General features: G+C 59.2%; 16 protein-coding genes. 9 read left to right on the forward strand and 7 right to left on the reverse strand.

Annotation, left to right across the window (positions count from 1 at the left end):
* Positions 1–85: 85 nt before the first annotated feature.
* The gene (locus tag AC2FFB_RS06470) at positions 86–772 is read left to right on the forward strand and encodes a rhomboid family intramembrane serine protease (protein WP_142635554.1); all 687 of its coding nucleotides are present in this window, start codon (positions 86–88) and stop codon (positions 770–772) included.
* Here the strand turns inward: AC2FFB_RS06470 and murJ are convergent, their stop codons facing one another.
* From murJ to AC2FFB_RS06485, 3 genes are read right to left on the reverse strand one after another with little or no spacing between them, the layout of a single operon-like run.
* On the reverse strand, positions 773–2,314 hold the full coding sequence (gene murJ, locus AC2FFB_RS06475; RefSeq protein WP_496874673.1) for a murein biosynthesis integral membrane protein MurJ: 1,542 nt from the start codon (positions 2,312–2,314) through the stop codon (positions 773–775).
* The gene (locus tag AC2FFB_RS06480; RefSeq protein ID WP_496874674.1) at positions 2,311–5,130 is read right to left on the reverse strand and encodes a [protein-PII] uridylyltransferase; all 2,820 of its coding nucleotides are present in this window, start codon (positions 5,128–5,130) and stop codon (positions 2,311–2,313) included. Before AC2FFB_RS06480 ends, murJ begins: the two co-directional genes overlap by 4 nt.
* The gene (locus tag AC2FFB_RS06485) at positions 5,090–6,262 is read right to left on the reverse strand and encodes a penicillin-binding protein activator (protein WP_142635560.1); all 1,173 of its coding nucleotides are present in this window, start codon (positions 6,260–6,262) and stop codon (positions 5,090–5,092) included. Before AC2FFB_RS06485 ends, AC2FFB_RS06480 begins: the two co-directional genes overlap by 41 nt.
* An 87-nt stretch (positions 6,263–6,349) precedes the next feature.
* Here AC2FFB_RS06485 and rsmI point away from each other — a divergent pair, with 87 nt between their 5' ends.
* From rsmI to gshB, 3 genes are read left to right on the forward strand one after another with little or no spacing between them, the layout of a single operon-like run.
* Positions 6,350–7,207, forward strand: a complete 858-nt coding sequence (gene rsmI, locus AC2FFB_RS06490; protein ID WP_496693592.1) for a 16S rRNA (cytidine(1402)-2'-O)-methyltransferase — start codon at positions 6,350–6,352, stop codon at positions 7,205–7,207.
* 1 nt (position 7,208) lies between these two features.
* Positions 7,209–7,583 (forward strand): YraN family protein, encoded by a 375-nt coding sequence (locus AC2FFB_RS06495; RefSeq protein WP_142635564.1) that lies wholly within the window; start codon positions 7,209–7,211, stop codon positions 7,581–7,583.
* Positions 7,584–7,643: 60 nt separating this feature from the next.
* The gene (gene gshB, locus AC2FFB_RS06500) at positions 7,644–8,576 is read left to right on the forward strand and encodes a glutathione synthase (protein ID WP_496874675.1); all 933 of its coding nucleotides are present in this window, start codon (positions 7,644–7,646) and stop codon (positions 8,574–8,576) included.
* On the opposite strand, the gene AC2FFB_RS06505 is transcribed toward gshB, so the two are convergent.
* Genes AC2FFB_RS06505 through cobU form a run of 4 tightly spaced genes read right to left on the reverse strand, consistent with a single transcriptional unit; the run spans position 8,573 to position 12,169 of the window.
* A complete protein-coding gene (locus tag AC2FFB_RS06505; protein ID WP_282021625.1) occupies positions 8,573–10,084 on the reverse strand; it encodes a YifB family Mg chelatase-like AAA ATPase in 1,512 nt (503 codons plus the stop codon). The genes gshB and AC2FFB_RS06505 overlap by 4 nt on opposite strands.
* A gap of 45 nt (positions 10,085–10,129) precedes the next feature.
* On the reverse strand, positions 10,130–11,014 hold the full coding sequence (locus tag AC2FFB_RS06510) for a glutathione S-transferase N-terminal domain-containing protein (protein WP_496874676.1): 885 nt from the start codon (positions 11,012–11,014) through the stop codon (positions 10,130–10,132).
* Between the two features lie 58 nt (positions 11,015–11,072).
* Positions 11,073–11,651, reverse strand: a complete 579-nt coding sequence (locus AC2FFB_RS06515) for a histidine phosphatase family protein (protein WP_496688947.1) — start codon at positions 11,649–11,651, stop codon at positions 11,073–11,075.
* Positions 11,648–12,169: a bifunctional adenosylcobinamide kinase/adenosylcobinamide-phosphate guanylyltransferase gene (gene cobU / locus AC2FFB_RS06520; protein WP_496688945.1), complete on the reverse strand. Its 522-nt coding sequence runs from the start codon at positions 12,167–12,169 to the stop codon at positions 11,648–11,650. Before cobU ends, AC2FFB_RS06515 begins: the two co-directional genes overlap by 4 nt.
* Positions 12,170–12,269: 100 nt before the next feature.
* Between cobU and AC2FFB_RS06525 the strand changes: the two genes are divergently transcribed.
* The 5 genes from AC2FFB_RS06525 (at position 12,270) to AC2FFB_RS06545 (ending at position 16,734) form a co-directional block, all read left to right on the forward strand.
* Positions 12,270–13,148, forward strand: coding sequence for an RNA polymerase factor sigma-32 (locus tag AC2FFB_RS06525; protein ID WP_496874677.1), 879 nt, complete (start codon positions 12,270–12,272; stop codon positions 13,146–13,148).
* Positions 13,145–13,960: a ChaN family lipoprotein gene (locus AC2FFB_RS06530; protein ID WP_496874678.1), complete on the forward strand. Its 816-nt coding sequence runs from the start codon at positions 13,145–13,147 to the stop codon at positions 13,958–13,960. The genes AC2FFB_RS06525 and AC2FFB_RS06530 overlap by 4 nt, the downstream gene beginning before the upstream one ends.
* A 63-nt stretch (positions 13,961–14,023) precedes the next feature.
* Positions 14,024–15,220 (forward strand): bifunctional phosphopantothenoylcysteine decarboxylase/phosphopantothenate--cysteine ligase CoaBC, encoded by a 1,197-nt coding sequence (gene coaBC, locus AC2FFB_RS06535; protein WP_496688941.1) that lies wholly within the window; start codon positions 14,024–14,026, stop codon positions 15,218–15,220.
* Positions 15,221–15,235: 15 nt separating this feature from the next.
* Positions 15,236–15,691, forward strand: a complete 456-nt coding sequence (gene dut / locus AC2FFB_RS06540; protein ID WP_496688939.1) for a dUTP diphosphatase — start codon at positions 15,236–15,238, stop codon at positions 15,689–15,691.
* On the forward strand, positions 15,691–16,734 hold the full coding sequence (locus AC2FFB_RS06545; protein WP_281972520.1) for a HesA/MoeB/ThiF family protein: 1,044 nt from the start codon (positions 15,691–15,693) through the stop codon (positions 16,732–16,734). The genes dut and AC2FFB_RS06545 overlap by 1 nt, the downstream gene beginning before the upstream one ends.
* Positions 16,735–16,761: the final 27 nt, after the last annotated feature.

Consider the following 16,761-nt stretch of genomic DNA (forward strand, 5'->3'; position numbering starts at 1 on the left):
GAAGGGAACTCCCGTCTGGAAAAATCAGCCCCCGTCGCTTACCCATGAGGCAAAGGGACGTCAACAGCCGCGAAAGGCCCGCCCAATGAGCAGTGAGCATTATACACCCGCCGTGAACCCTCTGCCGCCCGTGGTGGTGGCTTTGTGTGTGTTCATCATGGGGGTTGAACTGGCATTTACTCTAGGTACGCGCGGGATCATTGGGGGGCCAACTGCTGTAGGCTGGCGCCTGGACGCTTTGCAGCACTATTCGTTTTCGCCGGATATCTTCGACTGGATGGTGGAAAACGGGCGCTGGCCGTTCGAGCATCTGATCCGCTTTGTCACCTATCCGTTTGTATCCGGTACGTTCACACAGGCCATCTTTGTCTGCGTCTTTGTGCTGGCCATGGGTAAAATGGTGGCCGAGGTTTTTGGCAGCGTTCAGATGCTGGTGATCTTTGTGCTGTCGGGCGTGGGTGGTGCGCTGGCTTATGCACTGTTGCTGGATCCGCGCTTTCCGCTGGTGGGTGGGTTCCCTCCGGTCTATGGGCTGATCGGAGCGTTTACGTGGATATTATGGCGCAAGCTGTCGCTGGTGGGCGCAAACCAATCCCGCGCCTTCAGCCTGATCGCCGTTTTGATGGGCATTCAGTTGTTGTTCGGCCTGCTGTTTGGCGGAACGCTGGACTGGGTGGCTGATCTGGGCGGTTTTGCCACTGGTTTTGCCCTGTCGTTCCTGGTTGCTCCGGGGGGGTGGGCGCGGATTGTCGGGCGCATCCGACGCGACTGATCAGGATCGACGCAGAGCCTTTCTGAACTCGGAAAGTTTGAATGCACCAATCAGGTGGCCGAGTAGGAAATACGTGACTGCAGCAACGATGATCAAACCGAGCAGTGCCAGGTAACGCCAGCCTTCCAGGGCAAAGGCCCAGCCAAACAGCTCAATAGCGGCATACAGGACAGCTCCCATCCCCAGGGACGCCGCAATGATCCGCCATGCCCTGTTCTTGAACCGGTCGTCAAACTGCGCTTCTTCCCCCATTTTTCGCGCGCCCAAGGCCAGCAGTCCAACCATGGCCCATCCGGCCACCGAGGCGGCAATCGCAGGTGCGAACCATCCCACCAACGGATACAGCCCGAAAGCCAGTGCAGCGTTCACGACCATCGCAAACACTGCATAGTGAAAGGGCGAGCGTGTATCTTCACGCGCGAAATACAAAGGCTGCAACAATTTCTGCAGCATGAACGCGGGCAGGCCGATGCCATAGATCGCCACGGCAAGTGCGGTGGCGGCGGTGTCTTCGGGGGTGAACTGTCCGCGCTCGAACAGAACCGAGACCAGCTGGGTGGGGATGAGCACAAAGGCAACGGTCGACGGGATGGTCAACAGCAACGTAAACTCACCTGCGCGAGAAAACGCATCGCGGGCGCCCGATTTGTCCCCAGCGCGCAGGCGGCGAGATAGATCGGGTAACAGGACGATGCCGACGGCGATGCCCACGACGCCCAATGGCAACTGGTACAAGCGATCCGCTGCAAACAACCAGCTGACGGCCTTTTCGGTTTTCGAAGCAACCAGCTGGCCCACCACCAGATTGACCTGTGTAACCCCCATGGCCAAGGCGGCCGGAACCGCAATGCGGACCATGTTGCGCATTTCAGGGCTGAGTTTCGGCAGGCCCGGGCGGATACGGATGCCCGCACGTTCGGTTGTAACCCAGACCAGCGCTAGCTGCGCAACACCAGCGATGGGGATGACGGCGATCAGCCAACGGATGACCTCTCCGCCTGATATAGCGCCGGCGATCAGTGCTATGCAGGCAAAGATGTTCAGTAAAATCGGCGCGGCGGCGGCAGCCGCGAAACGGCCGGTTGCGTTCAGCACGCCCGAGAACAGCGCCGCAAGCGACATGAAAAAGATGTAGGGAAAGACCACATATCCATAATCAACGGCAAGGTCGAAGCGGTCGTCACCGTAAAAGCCCTCAGCCGTCAGCCAGACCAGACCAGGCATGAAAACCATCGCCAGCCCGACCAGCGCCAGCACCGCCACGGCCAGCAGGTTGAACGCGTCCTGTGCAAAGCCTTGCGCGTTTTCCCCGCCTTCCAGCCGTTTGGAAAACATCGGCACAAAGGCTGCGTTAAACGCACCTTCGGCAAAGAAGCGGCGGAACATGTTGGGCAGGCGAAAGGCGGCGACGAATGCATCCATTACTGGCCCGGGCCCGATGTAGGCGGTCAGCAGGATTTCCCGCAGAAAGCCCAGAATACGGCTGGCCAGGGTCCAGAACCCGACAGTGAACAGGCCTGAAAACAGCCGGATCTGCTTCATGAGACCGCGCGCTCGGCGCCTTCGGAGATGGCCTTGCGCAGCTTGGCCTCAAGCCCGCGCTGCTTGCTTTCCGAGTGATATTTCAACCCAAACATATCCTTGACGTAAAAGGTGTCCACCACTTGTTCGCCATAAGTCGCGATCACCGCATTGGCGATATAGACATTGGCGGCAGCAAGCGTTCGTGTCAGATCATAAAGCAGGCCGGGCCTGTCCCGGGTATCGACCTCGATGATCGTGTAGATCTCGGACCCGTCATTGTCGAAGATGATATGGGTCGGCACGTTAAAGGCCCGTTCGCGTTTCTTGATCTTGTCGCGTGATTTAAGGGCATCCCGCGCCACGACCTCGCCTTTCAGGGTCTTGTGGATCATCTGTGTCAGGCGCGGCAAGCGGCTGGCCTCGAACGGGTGGCCATCGGCGTCCTGAATCCAGAACGCATCGGTGACATAGCCGTCTTTGGTGGTGTAACTGCGCGCATCAACCACATTAGCCCCGACCAGCGCCAAAGCGCCTGCGATACGGGCAAAAATGCCGGGGTGATCACCCATGGCAAAGCAGGCCCGCGTCGCATCGCGGTCTTCATCCGGGTGCAGACGGATTTCCATCGCGCCAGCATCACCGCTGCGGTCCAGCTCTTTCAGCATCTCGGCAAATTCTACATGGGTCGAAAGGTTCAGGCCCTGCCAATAGGGGTCATAGTGCCGACCCGTCTCGGTTTTGAGGGCGGCTTTGGTCCATTCCGCCAGCTCGGCCCGCAACGCCTTTTTGGCACCGGCACCGCGATTGGCACGGTTGAGGTCTTCCATCCCGGTCTCAAGCGCGCGCTTGGTTTCTGCATGCAGCGCGCGTAGCAGGGTGGCTTTCCAGTTGTTCCAGGTGTTGGGTCCAACGCCGCGAATGTCGCAGACGGTCAACACGGTCAGTAGGTCCAACCTTTTGACCGTTTTCACGGCCTTGGCAAAGTCGCGCACCGTGCGCGGGTCGGAAATATCGCGTTTCTGCGCCATGTCCGACATCAACAAGTGATACCGCACCAACCATTCCACGGTTTCTGAATCCGATTTGTTCAGACCCAGCCGAGGTGCAATCTTTCGGGCCATCTGTGCGCCCAAAATCGAATGATCCTCGGGTCGCCCCTTAGCAATGTCATGGATCAGCAGGGCAACATACAGAACCTTGCGATTGACCCCGCCCTCCAGGATTGAAGACGCCAGCGGCAGGGATTCCCCCAACTCTCCGCGTTCAATCTGGGCCAGATTGACGATGCACTGAATGGTGTGCTCATCCACCGTATAGCTGTGGTACATGTTGAACTGCATCATCGCCACGATGTGTTCGAACTCGGGCAGAAAGGCCGACAGCACCCCCAGTTCGTTCATGCGGCGCAGGGCGCGTTCCGGGTTGCCGTGTTTCAGCATCAGGTCGAGAAAGATGCGCCGCGCCTCTTTGTCTTCGCGCATGTCGTCATCAATCAGGTTCAGGTTGGCGCTGACCAGCCGCATCGCGTCCGGGTGGATCAGCATGCCGGTGCGCAGACCTTCCTCGAACAGGCGCAGAAGGTTCAGCTTGTCCGCCAGAAACTTGTTCGGGTCGGCTACATCCAGACGTCCATGGACGACTTTATATCCGGCTTTGATCCTGGGGCGGCGGCGGAAAATACGCTCTAGCAGAGGCGCGCCTTTCATATGCGTCGCCTCGAGTTTGGTCAGGAAGATGCGCGTCAGCTCGCCAACCTTCGTGGCCTCGCGGAAATAGCGCTGCATAAACACTTCGACCGCCCGACGACCGGCCCGGTCTTCGTATCCCATACGGGAAGCAACCTCGACCTGCATGTCAAAGGACAGTTGTTCGGTTGCGCGCCCGGTCACCAGATGCAAATGCGAGCGAACGGCCCACAGGAAATCCTCGGCTTCCACAAAAGTGCTGAATTCCTCGGGGGTGAACAGACCCAGCGGTACCAACTCGGCCACGTCCTGAACGCCGTAAATATATTTGGCAATCCAGTAGAGCGATTGCAGGTCGCGCAATCCGCCTTTGCCCTCTTTTACGTTGGGCTCGACCATATACCGCTCGCCCTGTTTCAGATGGCGCGCGTCGCGTTCCTGCAGCTTGGCCTCGATGAACTGGCGCTCAGTGCCTTTGAACAGATCGTCTTTCAGGCGCGTTTCCAACTCATTTGCCAGATCGGCGTCGCCAGCCAAATAGCGCTGTTCCAACATCGCGGTGCGAATGGTGAAATCCTCGGATCCCAGGCGCAGGCAATCCTTGATGGTGCGCGAAGAATGCCCGACCTTCAGCCGCAGATCCCACAGGATATACAACATGGATTCGATCACACTCTCTGCCCAGGCAGTGATTTTGTAGGGGGTCAGAAACAGCAGATCGACATCCGAGGACGGGGCCATTTCCCCGCGCCCATAGCCGCCCACTGCCAGCACGGCCATTTTTTCTCCCTGTGTCGGCGTGGCCAGCGGGTGAAGCTCGCGACTGGCCACTTGCATCGCGGTGCAGACCAGCCCGTCGGTCAGGTAGGTATAGGAATGGGTCAGCCGCCGCGCGTCAAATGGATCGCGGACAAAGGCATCGGCGATTGCCTGACGACCGGATTTCTGGACGTTGCGCAAAATCCGCACGGTTTCGCCGCGCCTTTCGGCGTTATCAGATGTCTTGTCGAAGGCCTCTGACAGCTGTGCCATAACGGCTGCGCTGTCAAAGATTTCTTCGGGCTGGCAAATCAGGTCACCCCTTGGGATGAGTGTCAGAGCCAGCCGATCAGAATCCGGCGCCAGAGAAGCTTTGGGGGGCAGGGTCAATCACAACCACCTGTTTGTTCTGGATCGTGGCAATGGCCAGACCACGTTCATTCGTACCGTTGGGTCGCAGACGGAAGATACCGCCAACGCCCTGAAAACCGGCGTTCTGAGTTAGGGCAGATGCGGTCAGAGCGTCGGATTTGCCCTGGCTGACCAAGGCAGCAATCGCGGCTATGCCATCATAGGCTAGGCCACTGATCGGATGTGGTGCCTCGCCATAGGTGTTGTTGTACCGCTGACGATAAGCCTGTGCCTTGGATGGGTCCGGCAATGCGAACCAGCCACCCTGAACGCCTGGCAGTTCCAGTGTCTGGGCCGGGATGTCCCAGCGGGTCAGGCCCATATATTGCGTGGTTGCCGGGGAAACGCCTGCTTCTGGTAGAAGCTGGGAATACAGCGGCAACGCCCCTGCTGTGGTCGAAGTCAGAAAGATCGAATCCGCCCCCGAGGACGCTACAGTAGCCTTGATTGTCGGCACCGAGTTGATGACCCCTTGCTGAGAGCGGTCATAGCCGACCGTGCCTGCATTACCCACTCGGCTGTTGCTCAGCGCGGTTGCGATAGCCGATTGTCCAAGCCGCCCTGCGGCATCGTTGCTATGCACGATGACCGTTCCGGTCTTGCCGCGCGAACCGGCATAGTTGACCAACCGGTTGGCGGTGTTTTCAAAAGTGGGGCCGAGCACGAAGACATTGCCGCCTGCGATGCTGGTATTGTTCGAAAACGACAGCAGGTTGACCTTGTTGTTCAGTACCGCAAGACCAGCTGAGTTTGCCGCCTGGGCGTAGACCGGACCGATGATTATCTTTGCACCGTCTGCCACGGCTTGCTGCGCGACTGTTGCGGCGGTACCCGAATTGCCCCGGGTGTCGTAGACCCGCAAATCAATCTGTACATTCTGCAGATCGGACATCGCCAGGCGGGCTGCGTTTTCAAGGCTGCGCGCCAGTTCAGCGTCCCCGGAATTTCCAGATCCAGCCGGAACCAGCAAAGCAACCGGTACAGGTTTTGAAGTGTTGATCGACGGGCCTCCGCCGATACTGCTGACGTCACACGCCGTCAGAATGGTCGCGGTGGCCAAGACGGCGGCTGCACGCGCCAACTTGCGAACGGGCTTGCAAACGGTAAACATCTAAATGAAAACTCCCTGATCCGGCGGCTTGGGATGCTGCCATTATTTGCGCCGCGATAATAGACGTCACGCTGTGAGGGTCCAGCTTTGAATTTTCAAAAAGTCAAATTGGGCACGGGCCTGTATTTTGTTGCCACTCCGATCGGGGCGGCGCGCGACATTACACTCAGGGCGCTAGACGTGTTGGCGTCGGCGGATATGATCGCCGCCGAAGACACGCGCAGCCTGCGCCGGTTGATGGAGATTCACGGCGTTCCTCTCGAGGGGCGCCGCATTCTTGCCTATCACGATCACAGCGGTGCAGGCGCCCGCGGCAAAATCCTGGACGCGCTGGCTGAGGGGAAATCGGTGGCCTATGCGTCTGAGGCCGGAATGCCTCTGATCGCGGACCCGGGATATGATCTGGGACGACAGGCGGCCGAGGCGGGGCATACTGTCACCTGCGCGCCGGGGCCGTCCGCCGCGCTGATGGCGCTGACGCTGGCCGGTTTACCGACGGATGCCTTTTTCTTTGCGGGGTTTTTGCCCAATGCCTCAGGCGCGCGCCGGACGCGGATCGAGACGCTGCGAGATGTGCCTGGGACGTTGGTATTTTATGAATCTCCGAAACGTGTGGCGTCCTGTCTGTCGGATCTGGCCGAGGTTCTAGGGGAAAACAGGCAGGCCGCGATGTGCCGCGAATTAACCAAGAAATTCGAAGAAGTTCGGCGCGGGTCGCTGGCAGAGCTGGCAGAAGAATTGGCGAGTCAGACGGTCAAAGGCGAAATTGTTCTGCTGGTAGACCGTGGCGCTTCGGAAACTGTTAACGATTCAGACATAGAAGAGGCTTTGATACGCGCCCTGGAAACTCATTCAGTACGCGATGCGGCGGATTTGGTGTCGCAGATGTATAAACTGCCGCGTCGACCGATCTATCAGAAGGCGCTGAAACTCGGGAAAAGGTAAGATGACCTCACGCAGCACTGTCCGAAGTTCGGTTTCTTATCATGCGGGTCAGGCGGCGGAACAGCAGGTTGCGGCAGATTACGAGCGGCGGGGATATTCCATAGCACATCGCCGTTGGCGCGGGGCAGGGGGCGAGATTGATCTGATCGTCCGCAACGGCGATGGATTGGTTTTCGTCGAGGTCAAGAAAAGCACAAGCTTTGAGATGGCTGCTGCCCGGATCAAACGGCGCCAGATGGACCGTATCTGTGCCTCGGCTGCCCAATTTCTGGAAGGGGAACCCAACGGCCAGCTGACAAATGTTCGGTTTGATGCGGCTTTGGTGGATGCGTTCGGCGCGGTGCAAATCATCGAAAACGCCTTTGATCAGGTCTGACCCCATTGAACCCCCGGCCTGGCTGGGCCATGTATCTGGCGTGAAACTGAGGGACACGCCATGAAAATTGCCTTTCAGATGGACCCGATCGGGGCCGTGGATATCAATGCCGACAGCTCATTCCGTCTGGCCGAAGAGGCACAGGCGCGCGGGCATACGCTGTTCTTCTACAGCCCTGACAAACTGGCTTATCAGGAGGGCCGGATCACGGCCCGCGGCCACGATATGACGGTGCAGCGCGTGGCTGGAAACCCGGCAGAATTGGGGCCCGAGCGCGAGGTTGATCTGACCGAGTTCGACGTGGTCTGGCTGCGTCAGGATCCCCCGTTTGACATGCACTATATCACTTCCACCCACCTGCTGGACCGGCTTAAGGGACAGGCGCTGGTGGTAAATGATCCATTCTGGGTTCGGAACTATCCCGAAAAACTCCTGGTGCTGGATTTCCCTGATCTGACGCCACCGACAACCATCGCCCGCGATCTGCAGACGATTAAGGCGTTCAAAGAAAAGCACGGCGATATTATCCTGAAACCGCTTTATGGAAATGGCGGTGCGGGGGTGTTCCGGTTGGATGGCAACGACCGGAACCTGACATCTTTGCACGAATTGTTCACCGGGTTTTCGCGCGAACCTCTGATCGTTCAGAAATTCCTGCCCGATGTCAGCAATGGCGACAAACGGGTCATTCTGGTGGACGGTCAGGCTGTGGGTGCAATCAACCGTGTTCCCGCCAAAGGTGAAACACGATCCAACATGCATGTGGGGGGACGGCCCGAAAAGGTTGGTCTGACGGATCGCGATCTTGAGATTTGCGCAGCCATTGGACCTTTGTTGAAGGAAAAAGGGCAGGTTTTTGTTGGTATCGATGTAATCGGCGATTACCTGACCGAGATCAACGTGACTTCGCCAACCGGAATTCAGGAATTGGAACGGTTTGATGGCGTGAACATCGCAGAAAAGATTTGGCAGGCCATCGAAGCCAGGCTTTAAGATGCAATATTGGCGCTGATGCGAAAGCTCAGCGCCTCGGCCACATGGGGTCTTCGGACATCTGATGCGCCGTCCAGATCGGCGATGGTGCGCGCGACCCGCAAGATGCGGTGAAAGGCGCGCGCTGACAAACCAAATTTCTCGGCCGCTTTCAACAGCAGCTCTTTTCCTTCGGCATCCGGCGCGGCGATTTCTTCCAGCACATTGCCCTCAACATCCGCATTCTGGCGCGCGGACGTTCCAGTGTATCTTTGCGCTTGAACCGCACGCGTCTGCTCGACACGCGCGGCAACCGTGGCCGAACTGTCCCCGGATGGAGGCAGGTCAAGGTCGGTGAACCCGACCGGAGGCACCTCGATCCTCAGGTCGAACCGATCTATCAGCGGGCCTGATATGCGCCCCAGATAATCCTCGCCGCAGACCGGCGCACGCGAGCAGGCCCGCGCCGGATCTGTCAGGTAGCCGCATTTGCAGGGGTTGGCGGCGGCAACCAGCATAAAGCGGCAGGGATATTTCACATGCGCATTGGCACGTGCAATCATGACTTCTCCGGTTTCGATGGGTTGGCGCAGGGTTTCCAGAACGGTTCGTGGGAATTCGGGAAATTCATCCATGAACAAAACCCCGTTATGGGCCAATGAGATTTCTCCTGGTTTGGCTCCTTTCCCTCCACCAACAATGGCCGCCATCGATGCCGTATGATGCGGCTCGCGAAATGGTCTGGTGCGGCTGATGCCGCCTTCGTCAAGCAGGCCGCACAGGGATTGGATCATCGAGGTTTCAAGCGCCTCGGTCGGTGTCAGCGGCGGCAATATCCCCGGCAGGCGCGCGGCCAGCATGGATTTCCCGGACCCCGGCGTGCCGATCATCATCAGGTGGTGCCGCCCTGCGGCGGCAATCTCCAACGCGCGTTTCGCCCGCTCCTGCCCTTTGACATCGCGCAGGTCGCGGGTGCTGGGGGAAAGGTTGACCTCGCCGGGCAGGGCAGCGGGCAAAGGGGCTTGGCCCGAGAAGTGGCGGACAACATCGCCCAAAGATTCAGCGCCGATCACCTGAGTAGCGTCAACCCAAGCCGCCTCGGCGCTGGAGGCCCGAGGGCACAGCAGGGTTCGGTCCTCGGCCGCGGCGGTCATCGCGGCAGGAAGCGCCCCGACAACAGGCACAAGAGACCCGTCCAGTGACAATTCCCCCAGTGAAACGGCCCCTTCAGCCGCGTCCTTGGGAATGATTTCCAGGGCTGACAGCAGAGCCACCGCAATGGGCAGGTCGAAATGGCTGCCTTCTTTGGGCAGGTCAGCGGGGGATAGGTTGATGGTGATACGCTTTGACGGCAGGGCAATGGCCATCGAGCTTAGCGCGCTTCGGACGCGATCGCGGGCCTCTGAAACTGCTTTGTCGGGCAGGCCGACGATGGAAAAGGCAGGCAACCCCGGTGAAACCGCGCATTGCACCTCGACCGGGCGGGCGTCGACACCTTGAAAGGCGACTGTATGAGAACGAGCGACCATGAACGACCTGCTTGGTTAACAGGTCGTTACTGGCACGCCGCCGGTTTAGGAATCGTTAACGGCGCTGACCATCTGAGTGAATTTCGGCCATGCCTCCGGATCGGCGAGGGTTTTGTCGCGGCAGAACCGATTGCAGAATCCCCAGCGCTGACCGTCCAGGTCCAGAAAATCTGTGACGGGCTCTCCGGAATAGGGGCAGGTCTGGTTGACCGAGGGACCGCTCTGGGCGGCCACAGCAGACGATGCCCCGCCGATTGGCCAGGGATCCGATTGAAGGTCCAGCGAATACGGGAAAGGGTCGTACTGGACTGTCAGACCCATCGCACGCCACTGCCTGACAACCGGATCCGACAGGAGGGTCAGGCAATAGTCCCGGTTGGCGTCCGAAACAGGTAGCCCATAACCGATGATCCGCGCGGCAACGGGCGTGTAAAACACATCCACCAAAGAATATGTACCGAACAAAGGGCCGGTGTTCGCCCCAGACACTTGGCGCGCATGATCCCAAAGGGTTTCGATCCGGCGCAGGTCAGCAAGCGTTTCGGCCGCCGGTTCGAAACCCTTCCAACTATGAAGCAGCTGCATCGCGCATTCCCCGCGGAGGGCTGAAAACCCGGCCACCATCTCGGTGCAAAGCCACCGTGCAGTGGCGCGGGCAGCCGCGTCAGAGGGCCACAATCCGACCTGTGGGTGGCGCTCAGCCAAGGTCTCGGCCATGGCAAGGCTTTCACCAACCACAGTTCCGTCTGGCAGGCGCAGAGCAGGCACCAGACGCGCCGGGAACAGGGGTTTAATATCCTCGGCCATAGTGCCTGAATAAAGGCCGATCATGTGGTTTCGATAGGGCAGGTCGAACTTTTCCAGCATCAACCAACCACGCAAGGACCAACTGGAAAACAGGCGGTCTCCGATAAACAAATCATAGGTCATGGGTCTAGGATGACTCAAGCTATTCAATCCGTAAAACAGAGATTTGTGCGCGGCCTGATCACGGGCAGTGATTGATCCGACCGACCGACCAACCGTCGCCGTGATGAGTAATCTCAGTCACGGAAAGATTGTCGATCCGGTGGCCGAAAGCCTCTTGCGCGTCCACATCCATGGCACGCTGGACCTGTGTCAGGATGACGCCGAAATGGGCAACAATGATCAGGTCCTGGCCGGTGTGATCGCCAATCAACCTGTCAATAACCGCGTTGACGCGGGCTCGGACTTCATTCCAGCTTTCGCCGTTTGGCGGGCGAACTTCACCGGGATTGTCCCAGTAGGCGAAGGTTAGTTCGGGGTCTTCGGCCTCGATTTCCTCGAACCCGCGCAATTCCCAACTGCCAAAATTGATCTCTCGCAGGTCGGGGTGGTGGGGCAGGCGGTGCCGGGTGCCCTGTACCGCCGAAGCCGTGTCAACGGCACGGCACAGGTCGGATGAGATCAACAACCCGTTGGCCGGCAAGTAGCTTTTTAGCCGGCCAATGGCGGCGTGGTCGCTTAGGTCAGCAGGCAGATTGGACCAGCCGACCATGGTTTTGGCATGGGTCGGACCGTGCCTGACTAGATGCAGACGCGTCATGGCAGTTGCCCTTTCAACACCACAGGAAGCCCGGCGGTGACCTGAACCACCAGATCAGCCTGCGCGGCGAGCGCGATGTTCAGGCGGCCTTGCGCCTCGCGGAATTGGCGAGACAGGGCGTTGCCCGGGACGATCCCGTGGCCAACCTCGTTCGAGACGATGACGACCGGGGCAGGACAGTCTCGTAACGCATCAATCAGTGCTGTCTGGGCCTGCTGCAGGTCGTGTTCCGCCAGCAGGTGATTGGTTAGCCACATGGTAGCACAATCTATCAGACAGATCTGATCCGGGGTCAGCTCGGCCAGCGTTGCGCCAAGGTCCAGGGGGGTCTCGATCGTTTCCCAACCGCTGCCGCGCTGTGAAACATGGCGCTTAACCTTATCGCGCATCTCATCATCAAACACTTGTGATGTAGCCAGATAAACGCGGCTTTTCCGTGATAAAACAACAAGTTGCTCGGCGAATGCCGACTTGCCTGAGGCTGCTCCGCCCAGCACAAAGGTTAAATCCGAACCCACGATCATTACCTTTTAAGTGATCCACCTGGTGTTGTTCTGCGTATCGACCATGGGTCGGCAAGGCAAGCCCGGGCCGCGCCAGCGAAAAAGGGAGATTTCCATGGCACTGGACAGCGCAAACGATTTCTCGATGTCGCGCAGGGCGATGAAGGCCGAGTTACTGGATGCAGAAACCGAGTTGAAGCTGGCCTATGCCTGGCGCGACCAGCGCGATGAAAAGGCGCTGCACCGGTTAATCACTGCCTATATGCGACTGGCAATTTCGATGGCGGCCAAGTTCAAACGTTATGGCGCGCCGATGAACGATCTGATCCAAGAGGCCGGATTGGGTCTGATGAAGGCCGCTGACAAATTTGACCCGGATCGCGGGGTTCGGTTCTCGACCTATGCCGTCTGGTGGATCAAGGCGAGTATCCAGGACTATGTAATGCGAAACTGGTCAATGGTTCGGACCGGGTCCACCTCTGCCCAGAAAACCCTGTTTTTCAACATGCGTCGCGTCCAGGCCCGGCTTGAACGCGAAGCGGCCACTGATGGAATGGCGCTGGACCGTCACCAGTTGCACCAGATGATAGCAGCCGAGATCGGTGTTCCGTTGCGCGACGTTGAGATGATGCAAGGCCGGCTGGCAGGGTCGGATTTCTCGTTGAACGCTGTGCAATCTACGGATGAAGACGGGCGCGAATGGATCGACGCGTTAGAGGATGACCGGGCACAGGCCGCTGAAACCGTTGAAAACAAGCACGACACCGAACAGTTGCGCGAATGGTTGGTGATGGCGATGCAGGCCCTCAACGACCGAGAGCGCTTCATCGTGCGTGAACGCAAGCTGCGCGAACCGGTGCGCACACTGGAAAGTCTGGGTCAGGAACTGGGCCTGTCGAAAGAGAGGGTGCGTCAGCTTGAAGCCGCGGCTTTTGTAAAAATGCGTAAGAACCTTGAAGCTCAATCGCGCGAGGTGCAACACTTCATCGCATGAAACAGATTGCGATTCTGATGTGTACGCTGATGGTTATGGCTGGGTCCGGTCATGCCGATGACCTGATCCCTGACGATGTCGCGGCAGCGATGCGAATGGCAGACGTTGTTTTGCTGGGCGAAACCCATGACAATCCCCACCATCATCTGGTTCAGGAACAGGCGATTACATTGATCGACCCCTCCGCTGTAGTCTGGGAAATGGTCACCGAGGAAGGCGCGCAGCGCCTGGCGCAAAAAGCGGCGTCCGATCCCGAAGAACTGTCACGCATCCTGCGTTGGGCGGAATCCGGCTGGCCCCCTCTCAGCCTGTATTACCCGATCTTTCAGGCCACGGATGCGCCGGTCTATGGCGCAATGGTCCCGCGTAAGGCAGCGCGTACAGCGATGGAACGTGGCGCTGCAACTGCGCTAGGCGCTGACGCAGCGCGATTTGGGTTGACCGTACCTCTGTCAAAGGCGGAACAGGCGGCGCGCGAGGCTGACCAGATGGCGGCGCATTGCGATGCGCTGCCGGAAAGCGCTCTGCCGCAGCTGGTTGCGATCCAAAGGTTGCGCGATGCGGTGCTGGCACGGGCCATATTGCGTGCCGTTGTCGAAACCGGTGGCCCGGTTGCAGTTATCACCGGAAATGGCCACGCACGAAAGGACCGCGGTATTCCGACATTCCTGTCGCGTCTGCGTCCGGGTCTTAAAGTGTATGTCCTGGGTCAGTCTGAAGACGGTACGATCCAAGGGGACTATGATGCAGTCATCGACAGCCCGACCGCGGACCGAGAAGACCCCTGCCTGGCCTTTCAACCGCAGAATTAACCGCTGGAACTGTCGGGCGCGCTTGCCTAATGTCGGGGCCGACCGAGACGGGAAGGGCACAACATGCTGGCATCGAAACGGATTCTGCTGATCATTGGTGGCGGTATTGCTGCCTATAAGTCACTGGATCTGATCCGGCGACTGAAGGAACGCGACGCCGCCGTTACGCCGGTCCTGACCCGCGCAGCAGAAGAATTCGTGACACCTCTGTCTGTTGCCGCGCTGGCCGGCGAGAAGGCCTATCGCGATCTGTTCGATCTGACCGATGAGGCCGAGATGGGGCATATCCAGCTGTCCCGATCTGCGGATCTTGTCGTAGTCGCTCCGGCGACTGCGGATTTAATGGGCAAAATGGCAGGTGGGTTGGCGAATGATCTGGCCTCGACCCTATTGATGGCGACTGACACACCGGTTCTGTGTGCGCCTGCGATGAATGTCCGTATGTGGGATCACCCGGCGATGCGTCGTAATTTTGAACAGTTGCAGGCGGACGGCATTCGTTTTGTCGGGCCGAACGAAGGCGACATGGCCTGTGGCGAATTTGGTCCGGGCCGCATGTCGGAACCGCTTGAGATCGTCGCCGCGGTTGAGGCATCGCTGGGCGGCGGACCGCTCAGCGGTAAACGCATTCTTGTGACCTCGGGTCCCACGCACGAGCCGATTGACCCGGTCCGCTATATCGCGAACCGCTCATCCGGGGCGCAGGGCACAGCGATTGCACGTGCTCTGTCTGCGTTGGGTGCAGAGGTTGTGTTTGTAACCGGACCTGCCGAGGTTCCTGCACCCGATGGGGTCGAGGTTGTGCGGGTTGAAACAGCCCAGCAGATGTCAGACGCGGTGGATTCAGCCTTGCCTGTCGATGCCGGGGTATTTGCCGCCGCCGTGGCGGATTGGCGGGTGGCCAGCGCGTCGGACCGCAAGCTGAAAAAGACACGCGACGGTCTTCCGGCGCTGGATTTTGCTGAAAACCCGGACATTCTGAAGCGGGTCGCCAAGCTGGACGATGGACGCCCCGCGCTAGTTGTTGGCTTTGCCGCGGAAACGGACAATGTGATCGAACATGCGACCGCCAAACGCGACCGCAAAGGGTGCGACTGGATCATTGCGAATGATGTCAGCCCGGGGACCGGGATCATGGGGGGGGCCGAAAACGCGGTGATCCTGATTTCCGACGATGGGGCCGAGGAATGGCCACGCATGGGCAAAGACGCAGTGGCCGAAAAACTGGCACGCAAGATTTCCGACGCGTTGGCCGGTTAGACAAGAGGATATCCGATGGTAGCAATTCGTGTGATCCGTGAGGACGGGGCCGACCCTTCGGTGCCCTTGCCATCTTATGAAACCACCGGAGCGGCAGGTGCGGATGTGCGTGCAAACTTGCCGGACAAGACGCCGGTCACGCTGCTGCCCGGTCAACGGGCTCTGGTTCCCACCGGACTGCGGATTGAAATCCCAAATGGGTATGAGGTGCAGGTCCGGCCCCGCTCGGGCCTTGCGCTGAAATACGGGATCACGCTGCCCAATACGCCGGGTACGATCGACAGCGACTATCGCGGCCCTCTGGGGGTGATCCTGTTGAACGCTGGGCAGGAGAGCTTTGAAATCACACATGGGGAACGTATCGCCCAACTGGTCGTCGCCCCGGTGGTGCAGGCGTCATTTGAGGCCACGGATACGCTCAGCGATACTGACCGCGGTGCAGGCGGGTTCGGTTCGACCGGGCGCGGCTGATGTTACTTGTCCTGATCATCGCCGCAGCGCTTTGGGGGCTCGGCTATCTGGCCGGCGTGTCACGCAATGCACGGATGATTTCGGTTGGGGTGTTGTTGCTGGGGGTAATCTCGGCACAGCTGGTTTTGCCCCTTGGTAACCCCCTGCGTCAGGCCACGGGTGGTTCTGCTGCGACCTGGTTGATTTTGGTTGGTACGGCGGTTCTGGTTCTGATCTATGGAAAGGGACTGAAAGCGCTGCGAAAACGCGCGGCGCCGGCCTCGAACAAGGAGCCAGCCATGCCCTCAGACAAATTCTCCGAGACCGAGCTTGACCGCTATGCCCGCCATATCGTGTTGCGCGAAATTGGTGGGCCAGGGCAGAAAAAGATGAAGCAGGCCCGCGTGCTTGTGATCGGCGCCGGGGGGCTTGGGGCGCCCGCTTTGCAGTATCTGGCTGCGGCCGGGGTCGGCACGATCGGGGTGATTGATGATGATGAGGTTGAGAACGCCAATCTTCAGCGTCAGGTGATCCACCAGGATGCGGATATCGGCATGCCCAAGGTTTTTTCGGCCCAGCAGGCCATGCTGGCGCAAAACCCGAATGTGGTTGTTCTGCCCTATCACCGCCGACTGACCGAAGAGGTCGCCACCGAGCTATTTTCCGATTTTGACGTCATCCTGGACGGAACTGATAATTTCGACACGCGCTATTTGGCCAATCGCACGGCGGTCGCGTTGGGCAAGCCGCTGATTTCGGGGGCTCTGTCGCAATGGGAAGGCCAGCTCAGCGTTTTCGACCCGGCCAACGATGCGCCTTGTTATCAGTGCATTTTCCCCGAGGCTCCGGCTCCAGGTCTGGCCCCGTCCTGCGCCGAGGCTGGGGTGATCGGCCCCTTGCCTGGCGTCGTCGGTTCGATGATGGCTGTTGAGGCGATCAAGGTGATCACCGGGGCGGGTCTGGCACTGAGGGGTGAGATGCTGATTTACGACGCTCTCTATGGCGAAAGCCGCAAGATTACACTGCCTCGCCGTGCAGATTGCCCCGTTTGTGGCAAAGGATAACCCCCCTGCTCTGGATCGAACGCGCCG

The organism is Ruegeria sp. YTSA219 (genome assembly GCF_059609985.1).

Bases quoted from the DNA above. Each gene is read 5' to 3' on its own strand.
- AC2FFB_RS06510 (WP_496874676.1), bottom strand. From the start codon at position 11,014: ATGACCTATGATTTGTTTATCGGAGACCGCCTGTTTTCCAGTTGGTCC.
- AC2FFB_RS06515 (WP_496688947.1), bottom strand. From the start codon at position 11,651: ATGACGCGTCTGCATCTAGTCAGGCACGGTCCGACCCATGCCAAAACC.
- AC2FFB_RS06545 (WP_281972520.1), top strand. From the start codon at position 15,691: ATGTTACTTGTCCTGATCATCGCCGCAGCGCTTTGGGGGCTCGGCTAT.
- AC2FFB_RS06505 (WP_282021625.1), bottom strand. From the start codon at position 10,084: ATGGTCGCTCGTTCTCATACAGTCGCCTTTCAAGGTGTCGACGCCCGC.
- AC2FFB_RS06525 (WP_496874677.1), top strand. From the start codon at position 12,270: ATGGCACTGGACAGCGCAAACGATTTCTCGATGTCGCGCAGGGCGATG.
- dut (WP_496688939.1), top strand. From the start codon at position 15,236: ATGGTAGCAATTCGTGTGATCCGTGAGGACGGGGCCGACCCTTCGGTG.
- AC2FFB_RS06495 (WP_142635564.1), top strand. From the start codon at position 7,209: ATGACCTCACGCAGCACTGTCCGAAGTTCGGTTTCTTATCATGCGGGT.
- AC2FFB_RS06485 (WP_142635560.1), bottom strand. From the start codon at position 6,262: ATGTTTACCGTTTGCAAGCCCGTTCGCAAGTTGGCGCGTGCAGCCGCC.
- AC2FFB_RS06470 (WP_142635554.1), top strand. From the start codon at position 86: ATGAGCAGTGAGCATTATACACCCGCCGTGAACCCTCTGCCGCCCGTG.
- murJ (WP_496874673.1), bottom strand. From the start codon at position 2,314: ATGAAGCAGATCCGGCTGTTTTCAGGCCTGTTCACTGTCGGGTTCTGG.
- AC2FFB_RS06530 (WP_496874678.1), top strand. From the start codon at position 13,145: ATGAAACAGATTGCGATTCTGATGTGTACGCTGATGGTTATGGCTGGG.
- coaBC (WP_496688941.1), top strand. From the start codon at position 14,024: ATGCTGGCATCGAAACGGATTCTGCTGATCATTGGTGGCGGTATTGCT.
- gshB (WP_496874675.1), top strand. From the start codon at position 7,644: ATGAAAATTGCCTTTCAGATGGACCCGATCGGGGCCGTGGATATCAAT.